Consider the following 15,690-nt stretch of genomic DNA (forward strand, 5'->3'; position numbering starts at 1 on the left):
CCGCGGGCTGGGGGGCGGGGGGGGTGGCGTCCGCCGCCGCCTCAGCCTGGGGGGGGTGACCGCCGCTGGGCGGGGGGCGCGCGGGCGCCCCCCCGCGGCTCCCCCTCCGCCCCGGTCAGCGGCGGCGCGGTGCGGCGCGGTACGTGGAACCACGCGGTCTCGTCGGTCTCCTTGGACCGGATGCGGGCCGGCCGGTAGTGGGCCGGCTCGACGTACCGCCCGCCCTCGGCGACGACGTTCCCGTACAGCCAGTCGGAGACCACGATGAGGAGGTCGACCTCGGGGCTCTCCGCCATGATCCGTCTGGCGGGCGCGCTGTCGCAGAGCCGGGCGGCGAGGTCCACCGCCCGTCCGACGAGCCCGTGCGCGTCCTGGGCGACGAGCCCGGCGTTCATGCCGATCCGCAGTCGCAGGCGGCGGCTCCGGCCCTTGTTGTGGGCGCGCAGGCTCTCGTAGAGGGTGTCGATCCACCGTCCGACCATGAGGGTCGGCGGCACGTCGGGGCGCAGGGCGGCGAGGATGCCGTCCCCCCGGTCCTCCTGGTGGAAGGTGCCGGGCTCGACGCCGACGGAGCCGTACGCCTCGTCGAACGCGGCGTACATCGCGGCCCGGTGCAGTTCCTTCTCGGCCATGTCCAGGGTCCCGGAGCCGCAGATGTCGCCGAAGACGACGAACCGGTGGATCCCGCCCGCTACCCCGTTCACTCCCGCACTGCTCACTCTCGGACTCCCTGTGTGTGGTGCCGTGGTGGTGCGCGTTCCAGACTGGCCGCGTCGCGCGGCCGGCGATGTAGCCGTTTACACACCCGGCGGAGATTCGGCCGCCGGGTTTCCGCCGGGGCGCGCACGCCCCTGCGCGAGCAGCACCAGGACCGGCATGTCGAGGACGACGACGGTGCGGTTCGCGGTGCGGACGACGTCCTGGTCCCGGAGCAGGCGCAGCGCCTTGGCCACGGCCTCCCGGGTGGCTCCGATGGCCGCCGCCAGGTCGTGCTGGGGCAGCGGGAGGTCCAGTACGGTCCCGCCGTCGGCGCGCCGACCGGCACGCTCGGCGAGCTCGACGAGCCGGGCGGCGAGGCGCTGGAGGACGGTCTCGGAGGCGAGCGCGCGGCGTTCGACGTCGGCGCTGCGCAGCCGGGTGGCGAGCTGGCGCATGATCAGCGCGGTGGCGTGCGGCCGGGCGGCGAGGAAGCGCCGGAAGCGGTCGCCGGAGACGGCGACGGCCTCGACGGTGCCGAGGGCGGTGACGCTGGCGCTGCGCGGGCCCCGGTCGACGGCGGCGAGGTCGCCGACGACCTCGCCCGCGCCGCGCAGGGCGAGGATGAGCCGCGATCCGCGCTCGGTGCCGACGGAGACGACGGACCAGCCGGAGAGCAGCGCCAGGACGTAGGCGCTGGTGTCGCGTTCGCGGATCATCACCTCCCCGGGCTCGTAGACGCGCCGGGCGCCTTCGGCGAGCAGCGACCGCCGGTCGGCCGCGGGCAGGGCGTGGAGGAAGGAGCGGTCCTGGCCGAAGAGACTCATCGCCGCTCACCCCCGTACCGTCCCGCGGGCCCTCCGGGGAAGGCCGTCCGCCGGTGGCCGCCCGGCTTGTTCGCGCGTGTGTTCCCACCTCATGTGGCGTGCTGCGCCACACTATTGACGCTGTGTCACGCCATGGGGTGAAGAACGCTAGAGGGTGCGGAAGAAACGCGTCAACGAGCACGGGGGGCGCAGGGGAGCGCCGCCCACGGCACCCCTGCGCCCCCCGTGGGAGCGGCCCGGGGGTGGGCGCGAAGCCTTGGCGGAGCCTTCGCGCCCACCCACCGGAATCCACGCTTCTGCCCGGTCGCAGGAATCCCGGCGGCGCCCGGCCTCAGAGGCGCGGGTCGACCGGTTCCGACTCCAGGGCGAGGACCGCGAAGACGGCCTCGTGCACCCGCCAGAGCGGCTCGCCGGCCGCGAGCCGGTCGAGCGCCTCCAGACCGAGCGCGTACTCGCGCAGCGCGAGCGACCGCTTGTGGCCGAGGAACCGCTGCCGCAGCCGCTCCAGGTTCTCCGGCCGCGTGTACTCGGGGCCGTAGATGATCCGCAGGTACTCCCGGCCGCGCACCTTCACACCGGGCTGCCCCAGCCGCCCCTTGGCGTCGCGGACGAGCGCCGCCAGCGGCTTGACGACCATGCCCTCGCCGCCCGCCCCGGTCAGCTCCAGCCACCAGTCGGTGCCCGCGCGGACCGAGTCCTCGTCGCCGGTGTCGACGACCAGCCTGCGGGTGACCTGGAGCAGCCCGGTCGGGTCGTGCTCGACGAGCCGGTCGAGCCAGGCCAGCTGGGCGTCGTGCGGCACGTCCGCGAGCGAGCGGCCGCGCGCCGCCAGCAGCTGGAAGGGCGCGAAACGCACGCCCTCCAGGCCCTCGGTGGGCCAGCAGTACCTGCGGTACGCCTCGGTGAACGCCTCGGCGTCCACCGCCCGCTCCCGCTGCCGGGCGAGCAGTCCGTCGATCCCCTCGACCCCGCGCCCGACGGCCCGCTCCAGGGCGTCGATCGCCCCGGGCAGGACGGCGCCGGAGGCCGCGCCGACCGCCGCGTACTGCGCGCGGAGCAGCCCGGCCGACTTGAGCGACCACGGCATCAGCTCGCCGTCGAGCAGCAGCCAGTCCGTGTCGAGCTCGTCCCAGAGCCCGGCGGCACCGATCGCGGTCCGCAGCCGGCCGAGGACCTCCTCGGTGACCTCCGGGTCGTCGAAGAAGGGCCGTCCGGTACGGGTGTGCAGCGCGCCCGTGGCCCCGCCGACGCCGAAGCGCTCACGGGCCACGGCCTCGTCGCGGCAGACGAGGGCCACGGCGCGGGAGCCCATGTGCTTCTCCTCGCACACGACCCGCCCGACGCCGTCCGCCCGGTACTGGGCGAAGGCCTCGGCGGGGTGCTCCAGGTAGCCCTCCTCCCTGGACGTGGCGGTGGGCGCCATGGTGGGCGGCAGGTAGGCCAGGAGCCCGGGGTCGACGGCGAACCGGCTCATGACCTCCAGGGCCGCAGCGGCGTTCTCCTCGCGCACGGCGACGTTCCCGAGGTGGCGGGTCTCCACCGTCCGTCGCCCCTGCACGTCGGCCAGGTCCAGGGGACGTCCCTGGTGGCCGCCGGGCGCCTCGGTGGCGAGCGGTCGCGCCGGCTCGTACCAGACGCGCTCCGCCGGCACGTCGACGAGCTCGCGCTCCGGCCAGCGCAGCGCGGTCATCCTTCCGCCGAAGACGGCGCCGGTGTCGAGGCAGAGGGTGTTGTTGATCCAGGAGGTGTTCGGCACGGGGGTGTGGCCGTACACGACGGTGGCACGGCCCCGGTACTCCTCGGCCCACGGGTAGCGCACCGGCAGGCCGAACTCGTCGGTCTCGCCCGTGGTGTCCCCGTAGAGCGCGTGCGAGCGCACCCGCCCGGAGGTCCGGCCGTGGTACTTCTCCGGCAGACCGGCGTGGCAGACGACGAGGTTCCCGCCGTCGAGCACGTAGTGGCTGACGAGACCCTCGATGAACCGCCCGACCTCCGCCCGGAACTCCTCGCTCTCGCGCCCCAGCTGCTCGATGGTCTCGGCGAGGCCGTGCGTCTCCTGCACCTTCCGTCCCTTGAGCCACCGGCCGAGCTTGTTCTCGTGGTTGCCGGGGACGCACAGGGCGTCTCCCGAGGCGACCATCGCCATGACGCGGCGCAGGACGCCCGGCGAGTCCGGACCCCGGTCGACGAGGTCGCCGACGAAGACGGCCGTCCGCCCCTCGGGGTGGTGTCCGTCGACGTAGCCCAGCTTCGCGAGCAGGGTCTCCAGCTCGGAACGGCAGCCGTGGATGTCGCCGATGACGTCGAACGGCCCGGTGAGGTGCCGCAGGTCGTTGAAGCGGCGCTCCAGGACGACCTCGGCCTCCTCGACCTCCTCCACCGAGCGCAGCACGTGCACCTTGCGGAAGCCCTCGCGCTCCAGACCGCGCAACGAACGCCGCAGCTCGCGCCGGTGCCGCTGGATGACGTGCGCGGGCATGTCCGCGCGGTCGGGCCGCGCGGCGTTGCGGGTGCGGCAGACCTCCTCGGGCAGGTCGAGGACGATGGCGATCGGCAGCACGTCGTGCTCCCTGGCCAGCCGGACGAGCTGGCGCCGGGCCTCCTGCTGCACGTTCGTGGCGTCGACGACGGTGAGCCGGCCGGCCGCGAGGCGCTTGCCCGCGATGTAGTGCAGGACGTCGAAGGCGTCCCGGCTCGCGGACTGGTCGTTCTCGTCGTCGGCGACGAGCCCCCGGCAGAAGTCGGAGGACACGATCTCGGTCGGCTTGAAGTGGCGCCGGGCGAAGGTCGACTTGCCGGAGCCGGTGGCACCGACGAGCACCACGAGGGACAGATCGGTGACGGGCAGGGTGCGGGTCATGGGGCGACCTCCTTCGAGGCCTCGTCGGTACGGTTGTCGGTACGGCTTTCGGGACGGGTCTCTGTACGACCCTCGGTACGACCCTCGGTACGCCCCTCTGTACGGGTCTCTGTACGACCCTCTGTACGGCTTTCGGTACGGGTGAACACGGCCATCTGGGTCGGTGGACCGACCTCCGGGTCGTCCGGTCCCACGGGGGCGAACCCGACCTCGTACCCGTACCGCCCGGCAACCCCCTCCGCCCAGGTCCGGAACTCCTCGCGGGTCCATTCGAAGCGGTGGTCGCCGTGCCGGACGTGCCCGGCCGGGAGCGACTCCCAGCGCACGTTGTACTCGACGTTCGGCGTGGTCACGACGACCGTGCGGGGCCGGGCCGAGCCGAACACCGCGAACTCCAGCGCCGGCAGCCTCGGCAGGTCCAGGTGCTCGATCACCTCGCTGAGCACGGCCGCGTCGTAGCCGGTCAGACGCTTGTCGGTGTACGCGAGCGAGCCCTGCGTCAGCTTCACACGGGCGGCCTGCCGCTCCCCCATCCGGTCGAGGCGCAGCCGGCGCGCGGCGATGCCCAGGGCCCGCGCGGAGACGTCGAGGCCGACGATCTCCGTGAAGCGCGGGTCCTTGAGCAGGGCCTGCACCAACTGGCCCTGTCCGCAGCCGAGGTCGAGCACCCGGCTCGCACCGGCCGCCGTGAGGACGCCGAGGATCGCCTCGCGCCGCTGCTCGGCGAGCGGCACCGGACGCTCCTCCGTGTCGGTCGTCTCGTCGACGGCGTTGTCGACGTCCTCCACGTCGAGGCCCTCGGCCTCGGCGAGCCGCACCAGTTCGAGCCGCTCCGTCGCCTCCCGGGCGAGGCCCCAGCGACGGGAGAGGTAGCGGGCGGTGATCAGCTTCCGCTCGGGGTGGCCGGCCAGCCAGCCGTCACCGGCGCGCAGCAACTTGTCGACCTCGTCGGGCGCGACCCAGTAGTGCTTCGCGTCGTCGAGGACGGGCAGCAGGACGTACAGGTGGTTGAGGGCGTCCGCGAGCCGCAGCTCGCCCTCCAGGACCAGTCGCACGTACCGCGAGTCGCCCCACTCGGGGAACTCCCGGTCCAGCACGACCGGTTCGGCGTCCACCGTGTCCCAGCCCAGCGGCCCGAACAGCGCCCGCACCAGCTCCGCTCCGCCCCGGGCGGGCAGCGCGGGGACCTCGACGCGCAGCGGCAGCGGCGCCGCCGCCCGCTCGGGCATCGCCTTGCACTCGCCGTGCAGCGCGGTCTTGAAGACCTTGGCGAGCGCCACCGCGAGCAGCGAGGACGCCGCGTAGGGACGGTCGTTCACGTACTGCGCGAGCGCCGAGTCCGGGGCGCCGCCCCGGCCCTTGCCCTTGCCGCGGCGCACCAGCGCCACGGGGTCCACCTCCAGGAGGAGCGCCGCGGTGCACCGCTCGGCGCTCGCCTCGGGATAGAGGACGTGCGCCGTGCCGTGCGAGGTCGAGAACGTCTGCGCCCGCTCGGGATGCTTGTGCAGCAGGAAGCCGAGATCGGTCGCGGGTCGCTCCGGATTGCCGGTCGTACTGATCGTCAGGAACACGCCTTCGAGTATGGTTCGCCCCTCCCCTCCCCACCAGGCATTTTCCGCTCTGCCGGGCCCGGGTCACGGCCTCAGCCGGTGCCGTCCCCCCGCTCCGCCGCCAGGGTGCCGGCGAGCGCGCCGATCGTCGCGGGACCGACGCGGCAGCAGCCGCCGACCAGCCGGGCCCCCGCTCCGGCCCAGCCGAGGGCCCGCTCGGGGTCGAAGGCCATGTCCCCGCTCCAGCCCCGCGCGCGGGCGTCCCACCGCTCCCCGCTGTTGGGGTAGACCACGGCCGGTTTCCCGGTCACGGCCACGGCGAGCTCCACGGCGTCCCCGGCCTCGGCGGGATCGCAGCAGTTCACCCCGACCGCCACCACCTGGCCGTTCCCGGCGGCGACCGCGAAGGCCTCCGCCAGGTCCTGCCCGGCCCGGGTCCGGCCGCCCTCCACCGTGTACGAGAGCCACACGGGCACCCCACACCCCTCGGCCGCCCGCAACAGCGCCTCGGCCTCGTCCGCGTCCGGCACCGTCTCCAGGGCCAGGACGTCGGGCGCGGCCTCCGCGAGCACCTCGATCCGGGGCCGGTGGAACCGCTCCAGGGCTCCCACGGTCAGCCCGTACCGTCCCCGGTACTCGCTGCCGTCGGCGAGCATCGCCCCGTACGGCCCGACGGACGCGGCGACCCACACCTCCTCCCCCACGGCCTCCCCCGCCGTCCTGGCGAGCTCCACGCTCCGGGCGAGCAGCCGCGCGGCCTCCTCCCGGCCCGCACCCCGCCGGGCGAAGCCCTCGAACGTGGCCTGGTAGCTGGAGGTGATCAGCACCCGCGCCCCGGCCCGCACGTACGCCGTGTGGGCCGCCTCGATCTGCTCGGGCCCGTCGGCGAGGAGCCGCGCGGACCAGAGCGCGTCCGAGAGGTCGCAGCCCTGCGCCTCCAGTTGGTTGGACAGCCCGCCGTCGAGGACGAGCACCCCCGCGCCGAGGGCCTCGGCGAGTGTGCGTTCCGGTCTCATCGTTCCGCCCCGCTCACGCCAGCTGCGACTGGACCCGGGCGGAGATCAGCTCCAGGTGGTCGAGGTCCTCCAGGTCCAGGACCTGGAGGTAGACCCGGGAGGAGCCGATCGCCGCGTACCGTCCGATCTTGTCGACGACCTCGGCGGGCGAGCCCGCGAGCCCGTTCGCCCTGAGCTCGTCCACGTCCCGGCCGATGGCGGCGGCCCGCCGGGCCACCTCGGCGTCGTCCTTGCCGACGCAGACCACCAGCGCGTTGGAGTAGACCAGGTCGCCGGCGGGCCGCCCGGCCGCCTCGGCGGCGGCCCGGACCCGGCCGAACTGCCGCTCGCTGTCCTCGACGGAGGCGAACGGGATGTTGAACTCGTCCGCGTACCGCGCGGCCAGCCGCGGTGTCCGGCTCGCACCGTGCCCGCCGATCAGCACCGGGACCCTGGACTGGGCCGGCTTGGGCAGCGCGGGCGAGTCGGCGAGCCGGTAGTACTCCCCGTCGTAGCTGAAGGTCTTCCCGACCTCCGTCTCCCACAGTCCGGTGACGATCGCCAGCTGCTCCTCCAGACGGCCGAACCTCTCCTTCGGGAAGGGGATGCCGTAGGCCTTGTGCTCCTCCTCGAACCAGCCCGCGCCCAGTCCCAGTTCGACCCGTCCTCCGGACATCCGGTCCACCTGGGCGACCTGGATGGCGAGGACGCCGGGAAGCCGGAAGGTCCCGGCCGTCATCAGCGTGCCGAGCCGGATCCGCTTCGTCTCCCGCGCCAGGCCGGCCAGGGTGATCCAGGCGTCCGTCGGTCCGGGCAGCCCGTCGGCGGAGCCCATGCTGAGGTAGTGGTCGGAGCGGAAGAAGGCGTCGAACCCGAGCTCCTCGGTGGCCCGGGCCACCGCGAGGAGGGTGTCGTAGTCGGCCCCCTGCTGGGGTTCGGTGAAGATGCGAAGATCCATACCTCCATCCTGCACCGTCGGGTGCCCGTCAACCTCGCCGTCAGCCCCCTGTCCGCACCGGCTCGGTCGGGTGAATATCCGGCCCCCTGGCGGGCCGCGTCCGCCCTGGCCAGTGACCGGGACCGGGCACCGTCGTTGGCTCGGGCGGAGCCGGACCGCCCGGCCCGCGTGCCGGCGGCCGCTGCCGGTGCGTCTCCCTCACGGCCCCGTCCTCGGCGGCGGGGCCCGGGCCGAGGAGGCCGCCATGTCCCAGGAAGCCGCGCCGGAGCGGGCCGTGCCCGAACAGCCGGTGCCGCAGTCCGTGCCCGAGCAGAAGGGCGCCGGCGCCCCCAAAGGACTGCTCCAGCAGATGGAGGAGCTGATGGCGGCGCTCTCCGCCGACCTCTCCCAGCTGGACGCCGACCTCCAGTCGACCTCGGACCGCCTCACCCCGGACACCGGGCGGGACACGGAGCCGGGACAGGAGCCGAGCCCCCCGCAGGCGCACCCTCAGCGCCCTCAGCGCCCTCAGCACCCCTAGTACCCCCAGCACCTCTAGTACCCCCAGCGCCCCCAGCACCACGGACCCGGGCCCCGACCGGGACCAGGACCCGGTCCCGGCCTCGGCCCGTACGGATCGGCGCTCTGGGACCCCGTACCGCTTGGCCCCCACCCCCTTCGCTCCGTCCTCGCTCCCGCCGGGCGCGACCGCCCCTACCACGACGGGCTCCGCCCCGGGCCCGCTCGGCCTCGGGCGGGGTCGGGCGGTCGGGCACGCTCCCCGTCGCGCACGGCGAGCCGCCGCAGCATCCCTCGCACCCGGTCGCTCGACTCGTCGGCGGCGTCGATGGCCTCGATGCACTGCCAGTAGAGCCCCTCCTCGTCGGTGGCGCAGGCCACCCCCACCAGCGCAATCCCCACCTCTCCCAGTAGCTCCCCGAGCGCGGTCAACGCGCCCCACGGATCCGCCACTTCCGTCAGCTGGCCCGCACGCGGCCCGCCGGTCCCCCAGGTCGGGTACTCCCCGATCTCGCTCAGCCCCCGTGCCTCGCCGCGCAGCTCCATGGGCCCGCAGAGCGCGAGGTGACTCCCTATCGCCTGGGCGAGCGCCTGAGCCTGCCAGGCCTCCGCCACGATGTCCTGTGCTGTCCCGCTCTCCGCCAACGCGTGCCGGCCGAGCGTGATGAGTCGCTCCGCTTCCATCAACGCCGCCCCCGTTCGTACGACTTACTGCCCACTCACTCCATTACCCAGAGTGAGGCCGCCTGAGCCTCGACACCAGAGGAATTCGGAAATCTGTGGACAGGAAGCGGGATGGGGAGAAGTCGATCACTCCGAAGAGTGACGATCTTCGTCCGCGCCCCCACCCGAGGCTCCGTCCGCGGCGCCGGCCACGGCTCCGCCCGCGGTCCCACCCACGACCCCGCCCACAGCTCCGCCCGTGCTCCCACCCACGGCTCCGTCCGTGGGCCCGCCCACCGCCCCCTCCGCACGCTCGCCCTCACTCCCGCCTCCGCCGCCCCGCCTCCGGGCGGGGAAGCGGAGCTCGTTCCGGTCGATCTTGGCCGCGAGGGCCGCGAGGGGATCGACCCCGAGCACCTGACAGAACTGGAGGAGGTAGGCGAGCACGTCCGCCACCTCGTCGGCGACCCGGTGCGCCGACTTCGGGTCGTCCATCACCCGCTCCGCCTGTTCCGGCGTCAACCACTGGAAGATCTCCAGGAGTTCGGCCGCCTCGACGCTGAGGGCCGCCGCCAGGTTCTTGGGCGTGTGGTAGGGCTGCCAGTCGCGGGCCGCCGCGAAATCGGCCAGCCTGCGCTGCAGCCCCGCCACGTCGTTGTCGTCCGTCACACGCCCAGGTCTACCACCGTCACCCCGGGCGTCCGCCGCGCCTCCCCCGCCGACCGCTCGCCGACCGTGCCCGCCACCCTGATGTGCCCGTCGGCGGCGATGTCCGTCGCGAGTCGCAGCAGTTCGCCCAGCTGACGCCCGTCGAGCCCCCGGTCCAGCCCGTCGGCGAGCAGCGTCAGGCTCTGCATGGCGTCCGGCACCTCGGCGATCCGGTCCATCTCCAGGACGCCGGGGCCGGTGAGCAGGGTGAGCGCGAGGGCCAGGTAGCGGAGTTCGCCGTCGCCGAGGCGGCCCAGCGGGGTGACGGGGCGGCCGCCGCGCTCCAGGACCGCGCGGACCGTGCCCTCCGGGAGTTCCTCCACGCCGAGACCGGTGACGGGACCCGTACAGCCCGCGCCGGCGACGGCCGCGAGGCGGTGGTGCCGGCGAGGGCAGTCCGTGTGGGTGCGGTGCAGGACCTCGGCGAGGTTGCCGCAGCCGCGCCGCAGCCGGCCCTCGCCCGGTGCCACGGGGGCCCGCATCCGCTCGGGCCGGGGGTCGCAGGCGAAGGCGGAGCGCAGCCCGACGACCACCTGCTCGGCGGCGGCCAGGACCTCCAGCTGTCCCCGGGTCTTGCCCGCGACCCGCAGCGGCAGCAGGGCCGTGCCGAGCAGGTCGTCGGGGAGGGGTGCGCGGGTGACGGGGGTGGCGCCCGCCGTGTGCCATTCGGCCTGTACGGCGTTCCGGCCGGGGTCGCGGAGGGCCGTGGCGAGCAGGGTACGGCCGTCCCGGCCCGTGAGCCGCTCGCCGACGATCCGGAGCCGGGGCTCGGCCTGGACGGCGAGGTCGAGGTGGACGGGGCCTTCAGGGCCGTCGACCGTGCATCCGATCCGGAAGCCGCGCCTGCCCTGGGCGTCGGGCCGGGCGCGTTCGGGGACGCAGTCGGCGGCGTCGGGGAACACCTCGTCGAGCGTGTCGCCCGCCCCGAGCCGGGCCAGGGCCTCGTAGGCCCGCAGGGTGGTGGATTTGCCGCTGCCGCTGGGCCCGGCGAAGACGGTGACCGGTCCGAGCGCGTGCACGGCGGAACGGTGGCCCGCGAACGCGGACAGCCGCAGCTCGGTCACGGCGGGCCGGGCGACGCGCGGCCCGCCCCGGCCCTCCACGGCGCCCCGTCCCGCCGCGCCGACCCGCCCCTCTCCCGCGACCGGGCCCCGTGCCTCGGGGACGGAGGCACGGGACCGGGAGCCCCGGAGCCCGGGAGCGGGAGCGGGAGCGACCGAGTCGACGGACGCGACGGACGCGACGGCGGAGGAACCCGACGGGGAAGAGCCCGAACCGGCGGAGGAAGAGCCGTCGGCGGCTGAGCCGTCAGCGGAGGAGCGAACGGGAGAAGAGTGAACTGAGGAAGGAACGACGTCGGAAGAGGGGGCGTCTGACGTGCGGGCGAGCGTGGAGCCGCCGGTGAGGTCCATGCCCGGACCGTACGCAGTTCATTCCCTGGCGAACCGTTACGGCGAGATGACCTTCCTACGATCGGGGGACGCCGGCGCTCCGGCCGCCCACCATGCCTTCCTCGTCCTCGCCCTCCGCGCCCTCGACCTCCGTGCCGGCCGGGGCCAGCAGAAAAACGTTCCGGTCGACGCGGTGCATCCCGCTGCCGAGGCCGAAGACGACACCACTGCTGAAGTCGAGGATGCGCTTGGCGACCTCGGCGTCGGCGCTCGTCAGATCGAGGAGCACCGGGATCTGGGCGATCAGGTACTCGGCGACCTCACGGGCGTCGGCGAAGACCTGCACGCGGAGCACGATCATGCGGCGCTGCTCGGCGGATTCGTACTGCTCGGGGATCGCGCGGTGGTCGACCCTGGACGGCCATTCGTCACGGCCGCGCAGGGGCAGGACCTGCGCGAGACCCTCCCACTGCTCGTCGGTGACGTCGTACCTCTCGTACCTACTCATGGACCCATCCTCCCGCTCCTCACCCGTTCGGCCCAACAACGACACGAGGTGATGACGGGGAGGGGGCCGACGGGCGGCCCCGGGTCAGCCGGCCCTCCGGGCCGGGTCGGCGAGTGGGACGGAGTACGTCACGGTGGCCGACGCCGCCAGATCGCCTGCCTCGTCGCCGAGTTCGGCCGGTTCGACCAGTTCGGCGAGTTCGCCAGTTCGCCAGTTCGGCCAGTTCGGCAGTTCGCCAGTTCGGCCAGTTCGCCAGTTCGCGAGTTCGCCAGTTCGCCAGTTCGGCGAGGACCACGCAGGAACGCCGGCCGTATCGCGCCCCCGCGTCCCTCATCGGACGAAGCTCTTCGCCAGCCGGCGGAGCCCCTCCCTGATCTCGTCGGCCGAGTGCGTCGTGAACGACAGCCGCATGGCTCCGGGGTCCGGCTCGCCGCAGAAGAACGGCGCCCCCGGCACGTACGCCACCTCGTGCCCGACGGCGGTCTGCAGGAGGGCCGTCGCGTCGTGGCCGGCGGGGAGGGTCGCCCAGATGAACATGCCGCCCTCCGGCCTGTTCCACCGGGAGCCCTCGGGGAGCGCGGCCGGCAGGCCTTCGAGCATCGCGTCGCGGCGTTCCCGGTAGGCGGCGCGCATGACCGCGACGTGCGCGTCGAGGTCGCTGTCGCGCAGGTAGCGCGCGGCGGCGGCCTGGTCGATGGTCGAGGTGTGCAGGTCCGCGGCCTGCTTGGCGATGACGCAGGCGCGGCGGAGTTCCGCGGGCGCCCGCAGGTGGCCGAGCCGGAGGCCGGGGGCCATCACCTTGGAGAAGGAACCGAGCAGGACGGTGCGGTCGGCCGCCACGGGGTCGGCGGCGATGGCGGCGACGCGCTCGCCGTCGTAGCGCAGTTCGCCGTACGGGTCGTCCTCGACGATCCAGAACCCGTGCCGCGCGGCGGCCTCGGCGACGGCGTGGCGGCGGTCGGCGGGGAGGGTGCGGCCCGTGGGGTTCTGGAAGGTGGGGACGATGTAGAGCAGCGTGGCCTTCTCGCGGGCCGCGATCTCCTCCAGCGCCTCCGGGAGGATGCCCTGGTCGTCGGTGGGCACGGGCACGACCCGGGCGCCCGCGAAGCCGAAGGTCTGCAGGGCGGCGAGGTAGCAGGGATCCTCGACGAGGACCACGCTGCCCGGTTCGACGAGGGCGGTGGTGAGGAGCGTGAGCGCCTGCTGCGAGCCCGTGGTGACGATCAGGTCGTCCGCGTCCGTGGGCAGTTCGCGCGCGGTGAGCCGGGCGGCGATGGCGGCCCGCAGCTCCGGGTCGCCCTCGGTCGTCGAGTACTGGAGGGCCTGCTGGGGGTTCTCCGCCAGGACGCGGTCGTACGCCGCCCGGATCCCGTCGATGTCGAACAGCTCGGGGGCGGGCAGGCCTCCGGCGAACGAGATCACCTCGGGCCGTGCCGTGAGCGCCAGGATCTCCCGTACCGGCGAGGAACCGACATGGGCCAGCCGGGAGGCGGTGGCCGGCGCGGGCACGGAGGGGGTGGAGGGGGTGGCGTTCGTGGGCGCGGAGGCGGCGGAAAGCATGCCGCCAGCATATAGAGAGGGGAGGCGGTGTCCAGATCGTTCGATTCCCTTCGGACATGGGCGAGTTGGCGCTCTCCGGAGCCCCCGAGGAGCGGTGTTCCGGGGCCTCCACGAGGATGCGCCCCGTTCCGATCCGGCCACTCTGCGGGCCGTGGGAATCCGGCCGACGGAAGGGAATGCGGAGGAATGCGCTCCCTCTCCTCTTCCCGCTGGTCGACCCCGGCGCATACGGGCGGGGTGATCTTCCCTCGTCCTGTCCGACGCGCCGCAACCGCCTCTCGGCGCGATGCTCCGTGAGTCACGGACGACTCGGGGAAATCGGCCATTCCGGTCCTTGGCCTCATTGATGGACGAGTGGCGCCGCGGATAGCGTGCGACCGCGCCGGCACCGCGAGGGACGCGGTCTCCGCCCCACGCCCGGCGGTCTTTCGGGTCGAAGTCGAACGAGCGAGGCGAGTGGATCACCATGGCATCTTCCGTTCCCGTCGACGAGGCCGTCGTCGCCCGCACTCCCGAGGAACTACTCGCCCTGCCCGAGGACTACTGGGAGATCGGCGTTCGGGGAACGAGCGTCCACACCGAGGGAGAGGTGTCCGGCGCCGACGACTGCGTCCAGGCGGTGCGCGTGCGGAGCGGTCGAAGGCCGCGGTCCGTTTCGGGCTGCGGCAGACCACCGACGGTGAGGCGCGCGACATGTGGCGGGCGCAGCTCACCCGGCGGATCGAGCACTTCGGCATGAGGGCACGGGAGTAGGCGCGAGTGGCCCGGTACGGCACACCAGCTACGGCCCAGCCCGCACAGACACCGAGCAGCCGGCCCGACCGAGGAGTCCGCACGTCCATGGCCGCCCCCCTCACCATCACGCCGCCTCCTCCTCGGACCTGGTGGCGGCGGCCGGTGCCGCCCGGCGCGGGGCCGTGGGGGTACGGGGCGACGTCCGACGCCCATCACGGGACCGCGCCCCACCCCACCGGCGGGCCCGCGGGCCGGGCGGTCGCCCCGGCGCTGCGGGAGGCCCCGGTGACGCCCGGGGAGCCGGCGTACGGGAACGCCCGCGGGACCGACACCGCCCTCGGCGGTCGCCTGGAGTGCGAGGCCCCGCGGCAGGCCCTCGGGGCCGGCGTCCTCGCGGAGCTGCACCTCGCCTCCGGCAAGGGCGCCCTCGGGCACCGCCTCGGGGCGGCGGGCGCGGTCGAGGCCGTCACCACCCTCCAGGCACTGCGCCACGGCGTCGCGCCGCCGACGGTGGGGCTGCGCCGTCCGGACCCGGCGCTCGGCCCGCTCGACCTCGTCCGTACGGCACGGAAGCTCTCCACGCGCGCGCGTACGGGCGAGCTGGTCGGACTCTCCACCTCCTTCCGTTTCGGCGGACACGACGCGGCCCAGGTCCTGGCCGCGGAAGGGCGATCCTGATGCGCGCGTCCCGCGACCCCCACGGCCTTCCGACCTGCTCGGCCTCTCGGGGCGCCGCTATCTGGTGACCGGCGTCCTCAACGACGACTCCATTGCGTGGCACACGGCCCGCGCACTCCAGGAGGCGGGCGCGGAGGTCCTGTTGACGGGCTTCGGACGGACCCGGCGGATCACGGAGGCCGCGGCGTCCGGGCTCCCGTACCCGGCCGACGTCCTGGAACTCGACGTGACGCGCCCCGAGGACCTCGACGCGCTGACGAAGGAGCTGGAGCGGCGCTGGGGCGCGGTCGACGGCGTCCTGCACGCGATCGCCGCCGCACCGCAGTCCGCGCTCAGCGGCAACTTCCTCACCACGCCCGTCGAGAGCGCGGCCCTCGCGCTGCGCACGGCCGCGTTCTCGCTGCACTCGCTGACGACCGCGCTCGCCCCGCTGCTGCGTGAGGGCGGGGGCGCGGGTGCGGCCCGGGGCAGCGTCGTCGGTCTGGACTTCGACTCGTCCGGGGCCTGGCCGGGATACGACTGGATGGGCGTGGGCAAGGCCACGCTGGGTGCGGTCTGCCGCTATCTCGCGCTCTACCTGGGGCGCTCCGGGATCCGCGTCAACCTGGTCGCCGCCGGGCCGGTCGAGACCGTGGCCGGGCGGGCCGTCAGCACCTTCGACCGGATCGCCGACCGCTGGGAGCAGGAGGCGCCGCTCGGCTGGAGCCGCGCCGACCCGGCCCGGCTCGTCGGCCCGGTCCTGTTCCTGCTCTCGGACCTGGCGGCCGGCGTCACCGGGGAGATCGTCCACGCGGACGGCGGGATGCACGCGGTCCGCATGGGGGCCGGCGCGGTCGGCGACCCCCCGGCCCTCGGCGCCCCGCCCCGCGCCGTCGAGGAGCACCGCCCATGACCGCGGCGGTCGTCGGACTCCGCGCCGAGGGAGAACCGGACCACTCCGGGGCTCACCGTGGAGGGGGCCGCCCTGCTGGAGGTGACCACCCGGCTGGAGGCGGCCGCCCGCTGGGGACGGACCCGGGTCAGGCCTGACCCGGGACGCCGGCGGGGACCGCCTCCGGTCAAG

At 74.4% G+C, this 15,690-nt stretch carries 13 protein-coding genes and 1 pseudogene; 3 read left to right on the forward strand and 11 right to left on the reverse strand.

Features of this window, described 5'->3' with window-relative positions:
- Positions 1-41 precede the first annotated feature (41 nt).
- The 6 genes from ACFV2S_RS07450 to ACFV2S_RS07475 form a co-directional block, all read right to left on the reverse strand.
- Entirely contained in the window at positions 42-719 is a 678-nt protein-coding gene (locus ACFV2S_RS07450; protein WP_385555121.1) for a hypothetical protein, read from the reverse strand.
- A gap of 78 nt (positions 720-797) precedes the next feature.
- Entirely contained in the window at positions 798-1,523 is a 726-nt protein-coding gene (locus tag ACFV2S_RS07455; RefSeq protein ID WP_385555122.1) for a Crp/Fnr family transcriptional regulator, read from the reverse strand.
- Between the two features lie 331 nt (positions 1,524-1,854).
- Positions 1,855-4,383 (reverse strand): polynucleotide kinase-phosphatase, encoded by a 2,529-nt coding sequence (locus ACFV2S_RS07460; RefSeq protein ID WP_385555124.1) that lies wholly within the window; start codon positions 4,381-4,383, stop codon positions 1,855-1,857.
- Positions 4,380-5,954, reverse strand: a complete 1,575-nt coding sequence (locus tag ACFV2S_RS07465; protein WP_385555125.1) for a 3' terminal RNA ribose 2'-O-methyltransferase Hen1 — start codon at positions 5,952-5,954, stop codon at positions 4,380-4,382. The genes ACFV2S_RS07460 and ACFV2S_RS07465 overlap by 4 nt, the downstream gene beginning before the upstream one ends.
- Before the next feature lie 71 nt (positions 5,955-6,025).
- Positions 6,026-6,949 carry a homocysteine S-methyltransferase gene (gene mmuM / locus ACFV2S_RS07470; protein WP_385555127.1) on the reverse strand — a complete coding sequence of 308 codons (924 nt, stop codon included), beginning with the start codon at positions 6,947-6,949 and terminating at the stop codon, positions 6,026-6,028.
- A 13-nt stretch (positions 6,950-6,962) separates the two neighbouring features.
- Entirely contained in the window at positions 6,963-7,886 is a 924-nt protein-coding gene (locus tag ACFV2S_RS07475) for an LLM class F420-dependent oxidoreductase (RefSeq protein WP_385555129.1), read from the reverse strand.
- Positions 7,887-8,130: 244 nt separating this feature from the next.
- Here ACFV2S_RS07475 and ACFV2S_RS07480 point away from each other — a divergent pair, with 244 nt between their 5' ends.
- The gene (locus ACFV2S_RS07480; protein ID WP_385555131.1) at positions 8,131-8,406 is read left to right on the forward strand and encodes a hypothetical protein; all 276 of its coding nucleotides are present in this window, start codon (positions 8,131-8,133) and stop codon (positions 8,404-8,406) included.
- A gap of 173 nt (positions 8,407-8,579) precedes the next feature.
- Here the strand turns inward: ACFV2S_RS07480 and ACFV2S_RS07485 are convergent, their stop codons facing one another.
- From ACFV2S_RS07485 to ACFV2S_RS07505, 5 genes and pseudogenes are all read right to left on the reverse strand, one after another.
- The gene (locus ACFV2S_RS07485) at positions 8,580-9,068 is read right to left on the reverse strand and encodes a DUF6099 family protein (RefSeq protein WP_385555133.1); all 489 of its coding nucleotides are present in this window, start codon (positions 9,066-9,068) and stop codon (positions 8,580-8,582) included.
- Between the two features lie 327 nt (positions 9,069-9,395).
- Positions 9,396-9,716, reverse strand: a pseudogene (locus tag ACFV2S_RS07490) (nucleotide pyrophosphohydrolase); the annotation flags it as partial.
- Positions 9,713-10,858: an ATP-binding protein gene (locus tag ACFV2S_RS07495; RefSeq protein WP_385555135.1), complete on the reverse strand. Its 1,146-nt coding sequence runs from the start codon at positions 10,856-10,858 to the stop codon at positions 9,713-9,715. The gene ACFV2S_RS07495 and the pseudogene ACFV2S_RS07490, both read right to left, overlap by 4 nt.
- 364 nt (positions 10,859-11,222) lie before the next feature.
- A complete protein-coding gene (locus ACFV2S_RS07500) occupies positions 11,223-11,654 on the reverse strand; it encodes a cell division protein SepF (RefSeq protein ID WP_385555137.1) in 432 nt (143 codons plus the stop codon).
- Between the two features lie 330 nt (positions 11,655-11,984).
- Positions 11,985-13,214 carry a PLP-dependent aminotransferase family protein gene (locus ACFV2S_RS07505; RefSeq protein ID WP_385555139.1) on the reverse strand — a complete coding sequence of 410 codons (1,230 nt, stop codon included), beginning with the start codon at positions 13,212-13,214 and terminating at the stop codon, positions 11,985-11,987.
- Between the two features lie 840 nt (positions 13,215-14,054).
- On the opposite strand from ACFV2S_RS07505, the gene ACFV2S_RS07510 reads away from it, so the two are divergent.
- Together ACFV2S_RS07510 and fabI are read left to right on the forward strand one after the other, a co-directional pair.
- A complete protein-coding gene (locus ACFV2S_RS07510; protein ID WP_385555141.1) occupies positions 14,055-14,627 on the forward strand; it encodes a hypothetical protein in 573 nt (190 codons plus the stop codon).
- Between the two features lie 34 nt (positions 14,628-14,661).
- Complete coding sequence (gene fabI / locus ACFV2S_RS07515; RefSeq protein WP_385555285.1) at positions 14,662-15,519, forward strand: enoyl-ACP reductase FabI; 858 nt, start codon at positions 14,662-14,664, stop codon at positions 15,517-15,519.
- Positions 15,520-15,690 lie beyond the last annotated feature (171 nt).

The organism is Streptomyces sp. NPDC059695 (genome assembly GCF_042733785.1).
Taxonomy (GTDB): Bacteria; Actinomycetota; Actinomycetes; order Streptomycetales; family Streptomycetaceae; genus Streptomyces.

Excerpts from the sequence above, each read along its gene's own strand:
- mmuM (WP_385555127.1), bottom strand. The coding sequence starts at position 6,949 with ATGAGACCGGAACGCACACTCGCCGAGGCCCTCGGCGCGGGGGTGCTC.
- ACFV2S_RS07485 (WP_385555133.1), bottom strand. The coding sequence starts at position 9,068 with ATGGAAGCGGAGCGACTCATCACGCTCGGCCGGCACGCGTTGGCGGAG.
- ACFV2S_RS07505 (WP_385555139.1), bottom strand. The coding sequence starts at position 13,214 with ATGCTTTCCGCCGCCTCCGCGCCCACGAACGCCACCCCCTCCACCCCC.
- ACFV2S_RS07500 (WP_385555137.1), bottom strand. The coding sequence starts at position 11,654 with ATGAGTAGGTACGAGAGGTACGACGTCACCGACGAGCAGTGGGAGGGT.
- ACFV2S_RS07480 (WP_385555131.1), top strand. The coding sequence starts at position 8,131 with ATGTCCCAGGAAGCCGCGCCGGAGCGGGCCGTGCCCGAACAGCCGGTG.
- ACFV2S_RS07460 (WP_385555124.1), bottom strand. The coding sequence starts at position 4,383 with ATGACCCGCACCCTGCCCGTCACCGATCTGTCCCTCGTGGTGCTCGTC.
- ACFV2S_RS07475 (WP_385555129.1), bottom strand. The coding sequence starts at position 7,886 with ATGGATCTTCGCATCTTCACCGAACCCCAGCAGGGGGCCGACTACGAC.
- ACFV2S_RS07455 (WP_385555122.1), bottom strand. The coding sequence starts at position 1,523 with ATGAGTCTCTTCGGCCAGGACCGCTCCTTCCTCCACGCCCTGCCCGCG.
- ACFV2S_RS07510 (WP_385555141.1), top strand. The coding sequence starts at position 14,055 with ATGGCCGCCCCCCTCACCATCACGCCGCCTCCTCCTCGGACCTGGTGG.